The sequence below is a fragment of the Streptomyces sp. NPDC048295 genome, assembly GCF_040652135.1.
Lineage (GTDB): Bacteria > Actinomycetota > Actinomycetes > Streptomycetales > Streptomycetaceae > Streptomyces.
This window is the reverse complement of the sequence record NZ_JBEZLL010000018.1, coordinates 26,964-43,700: the sequence shown is the minus strand read 5'-3', so window position 1 is coordinate 43,700 and position 16,737 is coordinate 26,964. Positions and strand designations below refer to the sequence as shown.

Below are 16,737 nucleotides of genomic sequence, written 5' to 3'. Positions count from 1 at the left end.
GTGTCCTTTCCGCCGGTGACCGTGAGCTTACGACCCCGCTCCCGCATCCCGGACGCTTCCACAAGCGCGCGTGGCGACGAGAACCCCGGACGGACCCGCCTCCGCCCCTCGCTCCCGCTCCGGCTCCTGCTCCTGCTCGCTCTCGATGATCGCCGCGATCCGCTCCCGCCACGGCAGTGGATCGGGTTCGTTCTCCATCTCGGCCCGCCGGGCCGCCCAGTAGACCCGGTTCGCCTCACGGGCACACGGCCCGCACAGGGTCTCGTCGCCGACGGGACGGAACACATGCTCCTCGCCCTCCCCCTCGCAGACGACGAACTCCCTTGCGGGCGGCGGCGCGACGGGTGGGGCCTGGGCCGGGGCGGCCACCGGCGCCGGAAGCTTCTGGACGAGCCGGTGGCGCAGGAACCCGACGGCGGACCGCACGCCGTCCCTGGGCAGCTCACTGATCAGCGCCCGCCGCAGCTCGGCCGTGCTCACACCGCGCCGAATCCACTCACCGGCGACCTCGGCCAGCCCCCGCGCCTCCCGGACCCCGAGGTGAAGTTGCGGATGCGCGTGCCGCAGCGACAGCAACACCCGCTCGCCCTGGGCGGCTTCGGCGGCCCCGGGCTCTTCGGAGGGTGGGTGGGAACAGTTCTCCCCGAGTTCTTCCTCCACCGGTTCATAGCCACCGGCCACCGGGCACCCCGGCTCACCGACGGCCGGATTCCGCGCACCCGGACGGTCCGCGACGGCGCCCACCCAGGATTCCCGGACCGCCCCGGCTTCGTCGTCCGTGAGAGGGACATTGGCGAAGAGCTGGTCGGTCACCCAGAACCCCCGGTCCCCCTGCCGCTTCCACTCGTGCACGAACCCGTGCGCGATCAGCTGCGTCTTGGCCTTCTGGTAGGCCCTGCCGGTGATCCCGAGCTTCTTCCCGTGCTCACTGAGCGCCTTGCCGGCCTGCTGCTCGGGAAGCCCCTGTACGTACAGGAGAAGAATCTTCGCGTCACTGTTCAGACGCGGATGGCGCACGACATCGTGCGAAGCCTTCGTGTAGCGCCGAGAGGGCGCGATAGCATGCCAAAGCATCTCAGTGGACTCTCTTTCCACTCGCGGTGAAGGCCCTCGGAGCGGTGCTGTAACACCCCCGGGGGCCGCTCCGCGCGCAGGAGCACACGGAGCGTGATGACGCGATCACGGTACCGCATGGAATCACCCCTCTGCGCCACAACCGGAAACCCCGCCCCGAACCGCCCGGCCCGGCCGAAAACGACGCTTCCCGGGGCGACTTGACCGCTGCTACGACCGCCGCGATCCGCATCCCGTGGCACGACCGGCCATGGGTTCAGGCCCAGGCGTCATGGAGGTCCTCGGGGGTGAGGACATGGACGCCGTCGGCGGTGCACCCGCTGCGGGTCACGGCGAGCAAGGGGGTGCTGTCGTCGGCGCCGGGAAGCTGGGAGCGGTGGGTGATGAGGCGGGCGAGGTCGCGGTTGTCGAAGGGCTTCTTCTCCAGCCACTTGACCGAACCCACGAGAGTGATTCTCTTGGCGATGGGAGAGCGGTCGGCGCCGACGATGTCGATTTCCGGGTCGTTGGTGCGGGTCCAGTAGCCGCCGATCGCATGGGTGCCCAGGGGCAGTTGCCCTTCGTCGGAGCCCAGCCGCCACAAGGCCTCGCGGATGACGGGCTCGATGGCCCTGCCCCGCCAGGACGTCCAGCCGGCACGGATGGTGTCGAGGACGCGGTCACCACGGCCACGCTCGACCGCCGGGATGCCGGGGCCGATGAAGGAGAGCCAGAAGCGCAGGTACGGGTCGTCGATGCGATAGCGGGTCTCACGGCTGGGCTTGGAGGAAAGAGGTAGTTCGGCGGCGACCATGCGGCGGGAGGTGAGGAGCTCCAGCGAGCGGGACACCGAGCTGGGGTTGAGGCCGCCGGCCGCTCTGCCGATCAGGGTGAAGGTGCGCTCGCCGTGGCCGATGGCGCCCAGGACGGTGCGAGCCTGCGCCTCGGTGGGAAATTCGGCGGCCAGAGTTCGTTCGCCGCTGACCAGCAGGGCGGATGTCGGTCTGCGCAGGGCCAGTTCGAGGTACTCCCACGGACCGGCGCCCTGCGGCCATTCCTCCAGGACGAGCGGGAGCCCACCGGAGATCAGGTAGGCGTCGAAGGCGTCGGCGGGCGACAGATCGAGCATCGAAGCGACCTCCGCCGGATTCAACGGCGGCACGACCATCTCGGTGCCCCGCTGGTAGAAGGGCCGCCCGTAGGTGTTGAGCTGTTCCATCATGGCGATGTCGGAGCCGATGAGGACGAGCAGAACGGGCAGCTTCGACAACGTCCGGTCGAACGCCTTCTGCAGCGCACCCTCGAAGCTCGGGTCCTCGCGTACGAGGTAAGGCATCTCGTCGAGGACCACCACGCTGGGAGAGTCGGTGGGCAGCGCGGAGGCGAGCATGGTCAGCGCGGCATCCCAGGTCAGCGGGGCGGTGAAATCACGGAACCGCGCAGCGTCGGGAAGCCGGGAGGCCGCCACCTCGGTGGCGAAGCCTGCCAGATCCTCCTCGCGGGAGCCGCCGACAGCGGTGAAGAACACATGCGGCAGCCCGGACTGCTCCAAGAACTCCTCCACCAGGCGCGACTTGCCCACTCGGCGGCGCCCCCGGATCAGCACGGCCCGCCCGGGCCTTCCACTGCGCCCGCCGCCCTTCACCAGACCCAACAGCTCGCCGAGTTGGGCAAGTTCGCTACGGCGCCCGATGAACCCGTTCACGATGGTCGACCTCCGCGATTCAGCCCTTGATACTTCCATTCAGGATACTTTCATCAATAGAAGTATTGCACGCATACGGACCGTGACCTAGCCGAAGGCGGCAGCTCACAGCCACAGGGCGGGGCCCCTGGCCCTGGCCCCGGTCCGGACAACGAGCAAGGCCCCGGTCGCCGACCGGGGCCTTCGCTATGGCGCGAGTGACGAGCATCGGACGCGCACTCCGCACCCGGCAGCCCCGCGCCCCGCAGGCGGCGGGGGCCTCCGGATAAGGTAATGGGCGAATAAAGAGATCACCAAGTGCGTCAAGAGCCGCCGCACCTCTCGGGAGGAAGCCATGGGAACCCACCGCACCACGCTGCCCGGAGTCGGTGTGCAGTACGACTACACGACCGAGTCGGGCCAGCACATCTCCGTTGTCGTCCACCACGACGGACGCCGCTTCATCGGCTTCTACGACCAGGACGACCCTGATTCGTGCCGGCTCTCGGTACCCCTGACACCGCAGGAGGCCACCGGCCTCGCGCACCTCATCGACTCGGCGCCCATCGACGCCGTGCGCACCGAGGGCATCGACCTGGTCACCGAGCACATTCCGCTGGGGAGCCGTTCCCCGTACGGCGGGCGGCTGCTCGGGGACACGAAGGCGCGGACCCGGACGGGGGCCTCGATCGTGGCGGTACTGCGGACGCACAGTGCGCACCCGTCCCCCGGGCCGGACTTCCGGCTGGCCATCGGCGACACCCTGGTCGCCGTCGGAACGCGGGAGGGCGTCGACACGCTCTCCGAGATCATTGCGGAGGGCTGACCGTGCACGACACGACCGCGCTGCTGGTGGAGCTCGGCTCCGTCATTCTGGGGCTGGGCATCATCGGCCGCTTCGCCGGACGGATAGGGCTCTCGCCGATCCCGCTGTATCTGCTGGCCGGGCTCGCGTTCGGCGAGGGCGGGCTGCTGCCGCTCGGGGCCAGTGAGGAATTCACCGCCGTCGGCGCCGAGATCGGCGTCATCCTGCTGCTGCTCCTGCTCGGCCTGGAGTACAGCGCCTCGGAGCTGGTGACCAGCCTCAAGACGCAGTACCCGTCCGGGGCCGTGGACTTCGTACTCAACGCGACCCCGGGAGCGGTGGCGGCGCTGCTGCTCGGCTGGGGGCCCGTGGGGGCGGTCGCACTGGCCGGGGTCACCTGGATCTCGTCGTCCGGGGTCATCGCGAAGGTGCTCACCGACCTCGGACGGCTCGGCAACCGGGAGACACCCGTCATCCTCGGCGTGCTCGTCATCGAGGACCTGTCGATGGCCGTCTACCTGCCGCTGCTCACCGCGATGCTCGCGGGAGTGGGCCTCGCCGGCGGCAGCATCGCCCTGCTCATCGCGCTCGGCACCGTCGGGTTCGTGCTCTATCTGGCGCTGCGGCACGGGCGGCTGATCAGCCGCGCGGTGTCCTCCGACAATCCGGAGATGCTGCTGCTGGTCGTCCTCGGGCTGACCGTCCTGGTGGCCGGTGTGGCCCAGGAGTTGCAGGTGTCCGCCGCCGTCGGCGCGTTCCTGGTCGGGATCGCGCTCTCGGGCGAGGTCGCCGAGGGCGCGCGCAAGCTGCTGACGCCTCTGCGCGACCTGTTCGCCGCCGTCTTCTTCGTGTTCTTCGGGCTCTCCACCAACCCGGCCGAGATCCCGCCGGTGCTGCTACCCGCCGCGCTGCTGGCGATCGTCACCGTGTTCACCAAGATCGCCACCGGCTGGTACGCGGCCCGGCGCGCCGGAATCGGTTCGCGCGGGCGCTGGCGGGCCGGCGGAACGCTCGTCGCACGCGGTGAGTTCTCCATCGTCATCGCCGGTCTGGCCGTGGCGACCGAGCCCCGGATCGGGCCCATCGCCACCGCCTACGTCCTGATCCTCGTCATCGTCGGACCGCTCACCGCCCGCTGGACCCAGCCCGTCGTGGCCAAGATCCAGGCATGGCGCGGCCGGGACGGCAGCGACGGCGGCAAGGGCAGCGGCGAGGTTCCCGCCGCGCGTCCGGCGCCCGCGGCGCCCGCCGTCCAGGAGGAGTTCGCCGCCTCCGCCGACTGAGGCCGGACCGAAGGCGGACCGGAGACGGACTGGAGACGGACTGGAGACGGACCAAGACCGGGCGTACGGGCCCTGCGGACGACCGTCCGCAGGGCCCGTACCGCGCTCACAGCGGGGTCGCCGCGTGCAGGATCCCCACCAACGCCACGGCCGCGTTGAGCGACGACAGCGCCGAGGCCGCCGTGCCCACCGCCGCGATCAGCGCCGCGAGGGCCACATGGGCGGAGGACGGCGGCCACAGCCGGACCGGCGGGACCGGGGCGAGCAGCGCGGCGACCCGGCGCGGCACGGGGCCCGCCGGGGCCGCGAAGGCGGCGAAACCGGCCGAGACGTCCGGGGCGCGGTGCGAGTACAGCGCCGCCTTGCCGACCGCGATCGCCACCACCCGCCGGTCACCGACCGCGCCCGCGGCCTCCTCGTCCGCCCACCGCTCGGTGCTGAACGACACCGCGGTACGCAGCGGCAGCAGGAACGGGTTGGCGCGCGCCGCGAGTTGGACGGCGAGCAGATAGCGGTGGTGCCGGGCGGCCAGATGGGCCCGCTCATGGGCGATCAGCGCCCGCCGTTCCGACGCGTCCAGACACTCCGTCATCGCGGTCGAGACGACGACCCGGCCCGGACTTCCGGGCAGCGCGTAGGCGTACGGCTCGGGGTCGGGGAGCACCGCGACGTCACCCGAGACGACGGAGGGCGCGGCGGCCAGCGCCCGGCCCGCGCCGATGCGCAGCCGCACATGGCGGTACACCGTTCGCCCGCACGCCCCGAGGACCGCGGCCAGCGCCCCGATCGCGGCGATGCCCGCCTTCACCTCGTACGGCACCGCGGCCCGCACCTCCGGGTCCGACCAGCTGTCCGGCAGCGGGTTGCCCGGCAGCTGGGCGGTGCCCACCACCATCAGCAGGCCCAGGCAGAGCGTGCTGCACAGGGCGAGCAGCGCGCCGACGACGGCGAGCAGCCGGGTCGCGCTGCGGGGGTGCAGATGCTGTTCGGCCAGGCGCGCGATCGGCAGGGCGGTCAGCGGCAGCACGAGCGGCAGGTAGACGAAGACACCCATCGGCGGGCTACAGGCCTTCCCGGTCACGGGGATCGCCCGGACCGCCCGCGGCGTCCGCCCGCGCCAGCAGGGTGCGCAGCCGCTCCTCGTCGCCGGGTGAGAGGGCCGAGACGAAGCGGGCGAGCACGGCGTCCCGGTCCCGTTCGCCGTCCAGCACGCGGCGCATCCGCAGGGCCGCGAGACCGGCCTCGTCGGAGGCGGACGTCCAGGTGTAGGAGCGGCCCTCGCGGGAGCGGGTCACGGCCTTCTTCGCATAGAGACGGGAGAGGATCGTGATGACGGTGGTGTACGCGAGGTCGCCTTCGAGGTGTTCCTGGACCCAGCCGGCCGTCGCGGGGCCGTTCGCCGTCCGCAGCACGGCGAGCACCTGGGCCTCCAGTTCGCCCTGGCCCCGCCTGCGCAGTCGCCCGCTTCCGGGATCCGCGGCGGCGGGCACTCCGTCGCACCGTGGTTCGTTGTCCATGTGGTGGCCGGGCCTGGCCGAGTCCATCGGGGGTCCGCCCTTCTGTGATGCCGCGTCGGCCGCGGCGTCGCAGCATCCTACTGACCGCCGTTTCCGGGACACAGCGGGCGCCCCTGCTGCTAACTTCTACACGTCTGTAGAGTTGGACTTCCATCCGGCAACGCACCGCAACGCAACGTATGGAGACGTCATGGCACTGTGGGATCGGATCAAGGAATCCGCCTCGTCGATGCAGTCGCAGCTGGAAGCGAAGAAGAACGACCTGAAGAGCGGGGCGTTCCGCGACGCGAGCATGGCCATGTGCGCCCTCGTCGCCGCGGCCGACGGTTCCATCGATCCGTCCGAGCGCCAGCGCGTCGCCTCGCTGATCGCGACCAACGAGGTCCTGCAGAACTTCCCGGCGGACGATCTGCAGCGCCGCTTCAACGACTACGTGAACAAGCTCACGGCCGACTTCGCCTTCGGCAAGGTCAGCGTGCTCCAGGAGATCGGCAAGGCGAAGAAGAAGCCGGCCGAGGCGCGTGCCGTCATTCAGATCGGCATCGTCATCGGCGGCGCCGACGGCGACTTCGACAAGTCGGAGCAGGCCGTCGTGCGCGAGGCGTGCTTCGCCCTCGACCTCCCGCCGCACGAGTTCGACCTCTAGGCCGAGTTCGGCCTCCGGGCCGAGTTCGGCTTCCAGGGCGGGCTCGGCCTGTAGGGCGGCCTCGGCCCGGAGGTCGAACTCAATCCGCAGGACGAGTCCGACCCGCAGGGCGAGTCCGACCCGCAGGGCGAGTTCGACCCGCAGAACGGACTCAACCCGCAGGACGAGTCCGGCCGGCAGGACAAGCTCGACCAGCAGGACCGAAAGGCCCCAGGGCCCCCGCCCTGCCCCCGGACCGGTTGCCCGGTCCGGCCCCGAACCGCCGGACGATGCGCGGACCGACTGACCACCGGTCGGCGCCCGGCGGGCCGGGGATGCGCGACTCCCCCCTGTGCATCCCCGGCCACTCCTTCACGGACCCCGCTTCCACGGCCCCCGCCGGCGGACGCGGGGTCCTGTGGTGTCCGGCCCGTCACGCCTCCCCCGTCACACCTCCTTGGCCGGCCAGTCCAGCAGCCGGGCGCCGATGACCGCGGTCTGCAGGGTGTAGCGGTGCATCGGATCCGACGGGTCGGAGCCGGTCAGCTGATGGATCCGCTCCAGCCGGTACGTCAGCGCCCGCACGCTCAGCGACAGCCGTCGGGCCGTCTCGGCGGCCACACAGCCCGCCTCGAAGTAGACATTGAGCGTCTTCAGCAGAGGCTCGGGACCACCACGGGCCCGCTGGAGCGGAGCCAGCTGACTGCGCACCAGATCGGCCATCGCCTGCCGGTCGCGGGTCAGCACCGGATAGACCAGCAGGTCCGCGGCGTACAGCACCGGATCGTCCAGATCCATCCGCTCCGCCAGGTCCAGCGCGTCCAGCGCCTCGTCGTAGGAGTGGACCACGCCGCCGGGCCCGTGGTGCGGGCGGCCCACCGCGACCCGGCCGCCGTCCGTCGCCGCGTGCGACTGCTTGGCGAAGTACCGCAGCACGTCCGGCTGGCTGCCGGGGGCGATGCAGACCAGCCGCCCGTCCTTCGTCGTCAGCAGGATCTTCCGGCCGCCGAAGCGGGCGAGCAGTGCCGACTCGACCGTGCGCGGCACCGAGTCGGTCTCCGTGTACGCCTCCGGGCCCGTCGCCACCGCCACCGCATGGGCGCGGGAGAGCCGCAGCCCGAAGCGGGTGGCCCGCTCGGCGAGCCGCCCGAGATCGCTGCGCCCGTACAGCAGGTCGTCGATGAACTCGCGCCGCGCCGCCTCCTCGCGGCGCACCGTCATCCGCTGGGCCCGCTCGAAGCCCTCCGCGAAGGCGTCGACGGCCTGCTCGACCGCCGCCAGCACCGAGTCCGTGCCCGCGCCGTCGGCGTAGGAGCCGACCGGCCAGCCGGTGCGGGTCGCCGCGAGATGACGGACGACCAGGGCACGCAGCTGGAAGCCGGACTCGGCGGCCTCGCGGCCCAGCCTGCGGCGGTCCTCCAGCTCGTCCCGGGTGAGCCGACGGCCGGTGGCGGCCACATCCTCCAGGATGCGGGCATAGTCGCCCAGAAGCTCATCGGTTATCTCCGGCTCCGGCACTCGTTTTTCCTCCAGTCCTGACACGACTTTGACACTCACCCAACGCATACCGGCCGGTGCCGGTGCCCGGCATCAAGGAAGGGCAAAGATTGCCGGAGTCCGGCAGTGCGGTGCGATGCCCACGAATGACACGATCCGGTCAGCACCAACCGGGGGAAACACGGGGGGACACGGGGGACGACCCGGATGCTGCGGCGCTGTTTCAGGCGGCGCCGCAGCACCTGGGCCACCACCGGCCGCCCCGGCACGACAAGGGGGTGGACGGATGCAGGAGTTCCTGAGCGCGGCGACCTCCTTTCCCGCCGTTCTGTTCGGCGCCGCGCTGGCCGTCGTCGTCTTCTTCTGGCTCCTCGTGCTGGCCGGCGCGGCCGACCACCACTCCTTCGACGGCGACATCGACACCGACCTCGCCGGGATCGGCGGGGTGCCGGTCACCGTCTCGGTGTCCGTGATGGTCGTCGTCGGCTGGTTCGCGAGCCTCACCGGCACGGTCCTGCTGCACCGCAGCGATGTCACCGGTCTCACCCGGGCCGCGCTCGCCTGCGCCGTGCTCGCCGGAGCGCTGCTGCTCGGCTGGGTCGTACTGCGGTTGCTGGTGCGCTTCTTCCGCCGGAGGTTCCCGGACGAGCCCCCGCCATCGCGGCAGGACTTCCTGGGGCGGGTCTGCACGATCCGTACCGGTTCCGTCAGCTCCGACTTCGGCCAGGCCGAGGTCACGGCGGACGACGGCTCCACCGCGATCGTCCAGGTCAGGCTGCTCGCCCCGGCGGACGGCACGGCCTTCGCCGCGGGCAGTGCGGGACTCCTCTACGCGTACGACGACGAGGGCGAGTTCTTCTGGGTCTCGCCCTACGACAGGGCGCTGGACCCGGGTCCGCCCACACCCCGACCACGCACGGCGCCGCGCACACCCACGCGCCGCGCCCCGCGCCGCACCGGCTGACCGACCGGACCACTCGGACCGACCGGACCGCTCCGGCCCACCGGCCGACCACACCCGGCCCACCGCTCCCGATCCGCCGCGCGCGCCCCACATTCCCTTCACCACCTTCCTCACCAGCCGTCAAGGACTGTCATGGATGCCATCACCCTGGGCTTCGGTGTGCTCGTAGCCGTTGTCCTGCTCATCGCCGTCGCCCTGCTCCTCGTCATCAGCCGGCTCTTCCGCAAGGTCGCGCAGGGCAAGGCGCTGATCATCTCCAAGACCAAGAAGGTCGATGTCACCTTCACCGGGGCCGTCGTCCTGCCGGTGCTGCACAAGGCCGAGACCATGGACATCTCGGTGAAGACCATCGAGATCCGCCGCACCGGGCGCGAGGGCCTGATCTGCCAGGACAACATCCGCGCCGACATCCACATCAACTTCTTCGTGCGGGTCAACAAGACCGTCGAGGACGTCATCAAGGTCGCCCAGTCCATCGGTACGGAGCGGGCCAGCGACAAGGTGGCGATCCAGGAGTTCTTCGGCGCGAAGTTCGCCGAGGCGCTCAAGACCGTCGGCAAGCAGCTGGACTTCGTCGATCTGTACACCAAGCGCGAGGAGTTCCGGGACCGGATCATCCGGGTCATCGGCACGGACCTGAACGGCTACCACCTCGACGACGCCGCGATCGACTTCCTCGAACAGACGCCGATGACGCAGCTCGACGGCGCCAACATCCTCGACGCGCAGGGCATCCGCAAGATCACCGAACTGACGGCGATCGAGCACGTGCGCACCAACGAGTTCCAGCGCACCGAGCAGAAGGAGATCACCCGGCAGGACGTCGACGCCCGCGAGACCATCCTGGAGCTGGAGCGCCGGCAGGCCGAGGCCGAGATCAAGCAGCGCCGCGAGGTCGAGACGCTGCGGGCCCGCGAGGAGGCCGCCACCGCCAAGGTCCAGGAGGAGGAACGGCTCGGCGCCCAGGCCGCGTTCATCCGTACCGAGGAGCAGCTCGGCATCCAGCGCGAGAACCAGGCCCGGGAGATCGCCGTCGCGCAGAAGAACCGCGAGCGCGTCATCGCCGTGGAGAACGAGCGCATCGAGAAGGACCGGCTGATCGAGGTCATCGGGCGCGAGCGGCAGACCGAGCTCGACCGGATCGCCGCGACGAAGGAGGTCGAGGCCGAGCGCCGCGAGGTCGCCGATGTGATCCGGGAGCGGATCGCGGTGGACCGTACGGTCGCCGAGCAGGAGGAGTCCATCAAGACGCTGCGGGCCGTCGAGGAGTCGGAGCGCACCCGCAGGTCGGTCATCATCGCCGCCGAGGCGGAGGCCCAGGAGAAGCTGGTCAAGGACATCAAGGCCGCCGAGGCCGCCGAGTCCGCCGCCACCCACCTGGCCGCCGAGCAGCTGACGCTCGCCGAGGCCCGGCTGAAGACCGCGGACCTGGACGCCCAGGCGAAGCTGCGGCTGGCCGAGGGCATCCAGGCGGAGACCGCGGCGCCCGGCCTCGCCCAGATCCAGGTGCGTGAAGCAGAGGCCGATGTCATCGAGAAGGCCGGTCTCGCCGAGGCCGAGGCCGCGTCCGCCCGGCTCAGGGCCGAGGCGGAGGGCGCCAGGCTCAAGGCGCTGGCCGCGGCCGAGGGCACGCAGGCCCAGGCGACGGCCGAAGCGGCGATGATCGGCGAGAAGCTGAAGGCCGAGGCGGCGGGCCTGACCGAGAAGGCGGCCGCGATGGCGGCGCTGGACGACGCCTCGCGCGGGCACGAGGAGTACCGGCTGCGGCTCGCCGCGGAGAAGGAGATCCGGCTGGCCGGTCTCGACGTGCAGCGCCAGGTGGCCGAGGCGCAGGCGACGGTGCTCGCCACGGGCCTGGAGAACGCCGACATCGACATCGTCGGCGGGGAGTCGGTCTTCTTCGACCGGCTGGTCTCGGCCGTCTCGATGGGCAAGAGCTTCGACGGCTTCGTGGAGAACTCGCAGACGGCGAAGGTCCTCGCGGGTCCGTGGCTCAACGGCACCTCGTCGTTCACCGACGACCTGACCCGGGTCCTCGGCTCGGTGTCCACCGGCGATGTGCAGAACCTGACGGTGTCCGCGCTGCTGATGCGGATGATGCAGGCGCCCGGAGCCGCCGGCTCCTCGGGGCAGATCCAGCAGCTGCTGGCCGCCGCGAAGGAGCTGGGGCTCGCGGACCAGCCGGTCTCCGTACTGACCGGAGCGGACGCCTCCGCGGCACCGGGTACGGCGGACGCCTCCGCCGTACCCGTCTCGCGGAACGGGTCCGCGCCGGTCGCATAGGCCGCACCGCCCACCCCGCCCGCCCCGTAACACCTCGCAGGGAGAGCCGTACGTATGGACACCGACACCACGACCGCAGCGCCCACCGGCGGCCCCGTGGACGCGGGTACGTACGACGTGCTGCGCCGCCGGCTCGGCGACCGCGCCGCCGAGCTGGCACGCCGCGCCGAGGAGCTCAACGCGCGGCGCACCGAGGAGTTCGGCTCGACCGGGCTCCGGCTCACCGGCACCGAGCAGATCCGCACCGGGTACGCGGCCGTGCCCCGCGATCTGCTGGCGGTCGGCGGGCGGCTGCTGTTCGGCTTCGAGCGGGGCCCCGGGGCGGCGGACCCGGCCGAGGTGTCCGACGTACTCGCGCTGTACGGGCCGGAGTTGGACTCGCCCGCGGACGACGGGCCGCTGGCCGACGAGAGCTTCGTGCGCGAGTTCACGGGCCTGCACCGCTACTACCGCGACGCCCGGCTGCTGCGGCTGCGCCGGGTGGACGGAAAGCTGCTCGCCGTCTTCCGTACCGGCGAGAGCGCGGACGGCATCCGGGTGCTGCGCTGGGCGCTGGCCGCGGACGGTTCGCCGGGCGCGTTCCTCGACGCGCGCGGCGACCGCGACCATGTCTTCCCGCCCTCGCACGACTTCTCCTGGACCGCCGCCGGGCGCGAGTCGCACGTGCTCGGCCGCCACCCGCACATCGCGGTGGGCGGGGAGGGCCCGGATTCCGCCCTGCTCTTCGTCGACACGCTCGGCGGCACCCTCACCGTCAAGACGGTCAACGACACCGACACCCCCGACGGGATCTACCAGGAGCCGGTCGCCGAACCCCTCCAGTCGCTCGCCGACGCGGAGGTCGAGCACGCCACGATCGGGCCGCTGGTCCTGCTCCGTATCCGCCCGTACAACGAGGAGTCCTGGCGGCACCTGGTCTTCAACACGCTGCTCGGCAGCGTGCTGCGCCTGGACGGCATCGGCCCGGCCTGCCACCGGCTCCCGGAGGACCAGGGGATCATCTTCCCCGGCGGCTACTACCTCACCACCGGTACCGCGAAGACCTTCGACATCGCGGAGCCGCTCACCGACCCGCTCTTCGAGGGCGCCGTCCGCTCCCCGAACGGCGAGGACGTCCTGTACGTCTTCCGCTCCCCCGACGACGGCCGCGAGCTGCTGCTGCCCTACAACCTGATCCGGCAGGAGGTCGCCACCCCGCTCCAGGGCCGCGGCCACGCCCTGCTCGACGACGGCACCCTCGTCCTGCTGCGCACCACCGCCACCGGCGACGAACCGGCCCGCGTCCACCCCTTGCAGCGCTGGCGGACCCCGTACGTCTCCGACACCTACGCGGCCTCCCGCCCCACCGGGACGGGACCGCTGGCCCGGGTCGGCAACGCCGATCTGGTGCGCGGGATCTCCGACTGCCTGGCGCTGGCGCACAGCGCCGCCGAGACCACCCCGACCGCCGCCGTGTACGCGCAGCTGGTCACGGACTGCACCCGCGCCACCGACCGCTACCACTGGCTCACCGACACCGAACTCGGCTCGCTGGCCGACCCGTTGGCGGAGCTGAAGGCCACCGCCCAGCAGGTGCTGAGCGAGTTCGAGACGGTACGGGAGCTGACCCGGCAGGCCGCCGAAGCGCTCGACGGAGCGGCCGAGCGGATCACCGCACTCGTCCGCCGCATCCGCGGCGAGGCCCCGCGCTCGGCCGCCGCCTGGGTGGCCCAGCTCACCGAACTGCGCCAGTCGCACGGCCACTTGGCGACACTCGCCGAGATGCGGTACGCGGACACCGGGCGGATCGCCGAACTCTCCGCCGCGACCGCGGCCGACCTCGAAGCGGCGGCGCAGCGCGCCGTCGCCTTCCTCGGCCGGGACGACGCCTTCACCGGCTACCACGAGGACATCGCCCGGCTCACCGCCGAGGCGTCCGCGCTCGCCACCGTCGCGGACGCGGCGGCGCTCGGCGAGCGGCTGAGCGCGATGACGGAGGGCCTGAGCACCGTCACGGACGTGGTCGCCGGTCTCGACATCGGGGACACCACGGTCCGTACGTCGATCCTGGAGCGGATCGCCGAGGTCCTCGGCGGGGTCAACCGGGCCCGCGCCACGCTGGAGGCCCGCCGCCGCGAACTCCTCGACCACGAGGGCCGCGCCGAGTTCGCCGCCGAGTTCGCCCTGCTGGGGCAGGCCGTCACGGGGGCGATCGCCGCCTCGGACACCCCGGACGCCTGTGACGAGCAACTGGCCAGGCTGCTCCTCCAGCTGGAGAACCTGGAGTCGCGGTTCGCGGAGTTCGACGACTTCCTCGCCGAGCTGGCCGAGCGCCGTACGGAGGTGTACGAGGCGTTCTCGGCCCGCAAGCAGACCCTGCAGGACGCCCGTGCCCGGCGCGCCGAGCGGCTGGCGGATTCGGCGGCCCGGGTCCTGGAGACGGTCTCCCGGCGGCTGTCCGCCCTGCCCGACCTGGACGCCGTCCACACCTACTTCTCCTCCGACCCGATGGTCGCCAAGATCCGCCGCACCGCCGAGGAGCTGCGCTCGCTCGGCGATCCGGTGCGCGCCGAGGAGCTCGACGGGCAGCTGCTGGCCGCCCGCCAGGAGGCCGGGCGGGCGCTGCGCGACCGCAGCGAGCTGTACGCGGACGGCGGCGCCGTGATCCGGCTGGGCCGGCACCGGTTCGCGGTGAACACCCAGCCCTTCGACCTGACGCTCGTCCCGCACGGGGACCGGCTGGCGTTCGCCCTCACCGGCACGGACTACCGCGCCCCGGTCACCGACCCGGAGTTCGAGGCGACCCGCCCGTACTGGGAGCAGACCCTCCCCTCGGAGTCCCCGCGGGTCTACCGGGGCGAGCACCTGGCCGCGCGGCTCCTCGACGAGCGGGGCGCGGACGCCCTCGCCGCCCTGGACCCGGCCGAACTGGCCGCCCTGGTAAGGGAGTCGGCCGCCGCCGCGTACGACGAGGGCTATCAGCGCGGCGTCCACGACGAGGACGCCACCGCGATCCTCACCGCCCTGCTGCGGCTGCACTCCGGGGCCGGGCTGCTGCGCTGCCCGCCCGCGGTACGGGCGGCGGCCCAGCTCTTCTGGGCGTACGGCACGGACGAGGCCCGGCGCACCTCATGGACCCGGCGGGCGCGCTCGCTGGCCCGTGCCCGGGAGACCTTCGGCCTCGCCCCGGCCGTCGAGGCCCTCCAGGAGGAGTGGGCGGCCGTCATCGAAGGCGAGGCGCCGTCCGCCGTCGCCGCGTACCTCTTCGAGGAGCTGACGAGCGGCCCGGCCGGCTTCGTCACCAGCACCGCCGTCCGCACCTTCCTGGACAAGTTCCGGCGCACGACGGGGACTCCGGCGTACGACGAGGATCTCGCCGCGCTCGGCGACGACCTGCCGGCCCGCCGCCAGCTCGTCGAGGGCTGGCTCGCCCCGTACGCCGCCGCGAGCGGCACCGGGACCGACGCGGGGGACCTCGCGGAGGCGGTCGCCGTGGAGCTGTGCCCGGAGCCGGTGCTCGACCGCTACGACTGTGAGGCCCCGCTGACCGCGCGGGTGGACGGCCTGCTCGGCACCCATCCGCGCATCGACCGGGGCGCGCTGACCGTCCGCCTCGACGAACTCCTCGCCCGTACCGCGGAGTTCCGCACCGCGGCCGTCCCCGGCTTCCGCGCCTACCAGCGGCGGCGCACCGCGCTGGTGAACGCCGAGCGGGCCCGGCTGCGGCTGGACGACCACCGGCCGCGCGTCATGTCGGCGTTCGTCCGCAACCGGCTGCTGGACGAGGTGTACCTGCCGCTGATCGGCGACAGCCTCGCCAAGCAGCTCGGCACCGCCGACGCCGACCGGCGCACCGACTCGCAGGGCCTGCTGCTGCTCGTGTCGCCGCCCGGATACGGCAAGACGACGCTGATGGAGTACGTCGCCGACCGGCTCGGCCTGGTCCTGGTCAAGATCAGCGGGCCCAACCTCGGCCACGACGTGACCTCGCTCGACCCGGCCCAGGCCCGCACCGCGACCGCCCGCCAGGAGATCGAGAAGATCAACTTCGCCCTGGAGTCCGGCAACAACACGCTCCTGTACCTCGACGACATCCAGCACACATCGCCGGAGCTGCTCCAGAAGTTCATCCCGCTCTGCGACGCCACCCGCCGCATCGAGGGCGTGCGGGACGGCGAGCCGCTCAGCCACGACCTGCGGGGCAAGCGGTTCGCGGTGTGCATGGCGGGCAATCCGTACACGGAGTCGGGCGAGCGGTTCCGGATCCCCGACATGCTCGCCAACCGGGCCGACGTCTGGAACCTCGGCGAGGTGCTGAGCGGTCGCGAGGACGTCTTCGCGCTGAGCTTCGTCGAGAACGCGCTGACCGCCAACCCGGTGCTGGCCCCGCTCGCGGGCCGCTCCCGCGAGGACCTCGTCCGGTTCGTACGCATGGCTTCCAGCACTTCCCCGACGCCCGGCGCGGACCGGCTGGAGCACCCGTACACACCCGCCGAGGTGGACCGGATCGTCGCGGTCCTGCGCCATCTGCTGACCGCCCGGGACACGGTGCTCGCCGTGAACGCCGCGTACATCGCCTCGGCGGCGCAGACGGACGCGACGCGCACCGAGCCGCCGTTCCGGCTCCAGGGCTCGTACCGCAACATGAACAAGATCGCCGAGCGGATCGTGCCGGTGATGAACGACGCGGAACTGTCCGCCGTCGTCGAGGACCACTACGCGGGCGAGGCCCAGACACTGACGTCCGGCGCGGAGTCGAACCTGCTGAAGCTCGCCGCGCTGCGCGGCCGGCTCACCCCCGAACAGTCCGCGCGCTGGTCCGCGATCACCGCCGCCTACGTCCGCACACAGGCGCTGGGCGGCCCGGACGGCGATCCCATGACCCGGGCCGTCGCCGCTCTGGGGCTGCTCGCGGACCGGATCGCGGCGGTGGAGTCGGCGATCGTCCGGGTCGCCGACCCGCGCCAGGTGCTCGCCAACCCGCAGGCCCGGCACGCGGCACCCCCGCCCGCCGGACCGGCGGAAGATCACTGACCGCACACGCGCG

The 16,737-nt window shown here is 72.2% G+C and carries 11 protein-coding genes; 6 read left to right on the top strand and 5 right to left on the bottom strand.

The features are described 5' to 3' along the window. Positions 1-27: 27 nt before the first annotated feature. Together AB0D53_RS25265 and AB0D53_RS25260 are read right to left on the bottom strand one after the other, a co-directional pair. Entirely contained in the window at positions 28-1,074 is a 1,047-nt protein-coding gene (locus AB0D53_RS25265) for a hypothetical protein (RefSeq protein WP_362450331.1), read from the bottom strand. Between the two features lie 256 nt (positions 1,075-1,330). After that, entirely contained in the window at positions 1,331-2,758 is a 1,428-nt protein-coding gene (locus AB0D53_RS25260; RefSeq protein ID WP_362450328.1) for an ATP-binding protein, read from the bottom strand. A 334-nt stretch (positions 2,759-3,092) separates the two neighbouring features. Here AB0D53_RS25260 and AB0D53_RS25255 point away from each other — a divergent pair, with 334 nt between their 5' ends. Then, positions 3,093-3,563, top strand: a complete 471-nt coding sequence (locus AB0D53_RS25255) for a TrkA C-terminal domain-containing protein (protein WP_329820196.1) — start codon at positions 3,093-3,095, stop codon at positions 3,561-3,563. Between the two features lie 2 nt (positions 3,564-3,565). Continuing rightward, on the top strand, positions 3,566-4,825 hold the full coding sequence (locus AB0D53_RS25250; protein WP_362450325.1) for a cation:proton antiporter: 1,260 nt from the start codon (positions 3,566-3,568) through the stop codon (positions 4,823-4,825). 106 nt (positions 4,826-4,931) lie between these two features. On the opposite strand, the gene AB0D53_RS25245 is transcribed toward AB0D53_RS25250, so the two are convergent. Continuing rightward, a complete protein-coding gene (locus AB0D53_RS25245) occupies positions 4,932-5,879 on the bottom strand; it encodes a M56 family metallopeptidase (RefSeq protein ID WP_362450323.1) in 948 nt (315 codons plus the stop codon). 7 nt (positions 5,880-5,886) lie between these two features. Continuing rightward, the gene (locus AB0D53_RS25240) at positions 5,887-6,342 is read right to left on the bottom strand and encodes a BlaI/MecI/CopY family transcriptional regulator (RefSeq protein ID WP_362450596.1); all 456 of its coding nucleotides are present in this window, start codon (positions 6,340-6,342) and stop codon (positions 5,887-5,889) included. A gap of 190 nt (positions 6,343-6,532) precedes the next feature. Between AB0D53_RS25240 and AB0D53_RS25235 the strand changes: the two genes are divergently transcribed. Next, positions 6,533-6,988 carry a TerB family tellurite resistance protein gene (locus AB0D53_RS25235; RefSeq protein WP_189543223.1) on the top strand — a complete coding sequence of 152 codons (456 nt, stop codon included), beginning with the start codon at positions 6,533-6,535 and terminating at the stop codon, positions 6,986-6,988. A gap of 426 nt (positions 6,989-7,414) precedes the next feature. Here the strand turns inward: AB0D53_RS25235 and AB0D53_RS25230 are convergent, their stop codons facing one another. Then, positions 7,415-8,485, bottom strand: coding sequence for a helix-turn-helix domain-containing protein (locus AB0D53_RS25230; protein WP_362450321.1), 1,071 nt, complete (start codon positions 8,483-8,485; stop codon positions 7,415-7,417). A 265-nt stretch (positions 8,486-8,750) separates the two neighbouring features. Here AB0D53_RS25230 and AB0D53_RS25225 point away from each other — a divergent pair, with 265 nt between their 5' ends. From AB0D53_RS25225 to AB0D53_RS25215, 3 genes are all read left to right on the top strand, one after another. Continuing rightward, positions 8,751-9,428 carry a hypothetical protein gene (locus AB0D53_RS25225; protein WP_362450319.1) on the top strand — a complete coding sequence of 226 codons (678 nt, stop codon included), beginning with the start codon at positions 8,751-8,753 and terminating at the stop codon, positions 9,426-9,428. A gap of 132 nt (positions 9,429-9,560) precedes the next feature. Next, on the top strand, positions 9,561-11,711 hold the full coding sequence (locus AB0D53_RS25220; RefSeq protein WP_362450317.1) for a flotillin family protein: 2,151 nt from the start codon (positions 9,561-9,563) through the stop codon (positions 11,709-11,711). Positions 11,712-11,765: 54 nt separating this feature from the next. Continuing rightward, positions 11,766-16,724 (top strand): DNA repair ATPase, encoded by a 4,959-nt coding sequence (locus AB0D53_RS25215; protein ID WP_362450315.1) that lies wholly within the window; start codon positions 11,766-11,768, stop codon positions 16,722-16,724. Positions 16,725-16,737 lie beyond the last annotated feature (13 nt).

Coding starts and splice junctions, on each gene's coding strand:
- AB0D53_RS25265 (WP_362450331.1), bottom strand. CDS start 1,074: ATGCTTTGGCATGCTATCGCGCCCTCTCGGCGCTACACGAAGGCTTCG.
- AB0D53_RS25255 (WP_329820196.1), top strand. CDS start 3,093: ATGGGAACCCACCGCACCACGCTGCCCGGAGTCGGTGTGCAGTACGAC.
- AB0D53_RS25245 (WP_362450323.1), bottom strand. CDS start 5,879: ATGGGTGTCTTCGTCTACCTGCCGCTCGTGCTGCCGCTGACCGCCCTG.
- AB0D53_RS25240 (WP_362450596.1), bottom strand. CDS start 6,342: ATGGACAACGAACCACGGTGCGACGGAGTGCCCGCCGCCGCGGATCCC.
- AB0D53_RS25235 (WP_189543223.1), top strand. CDS start 6,533: ATGGCACTGTGGGATCGGATCAAGGAATCCGCCTCGTCGATGCAGTCG.
- AB0D53_RS25225 (WP_362450319.1), top strand. CDS start 8,751: ATGCAGGAGTTCCTGAGCGCGGCGACCTCCTTTCCCGCCGTTCTGTTC.
- AB0D53_RS25220 (WP_362450317.1), top strand. CDS start 9,561: ATGGATGCCATCACCCTGGGCTTCGGTGTGCTCGTAGCCGTTGTCCTG.
- AB0D53_RS25215 (WP_362450315.1), top strand. CDS start 11,766: ATGGACACCGACACCACGACCGCAGCGCCCACCGGCGGCCCCGTGGAC.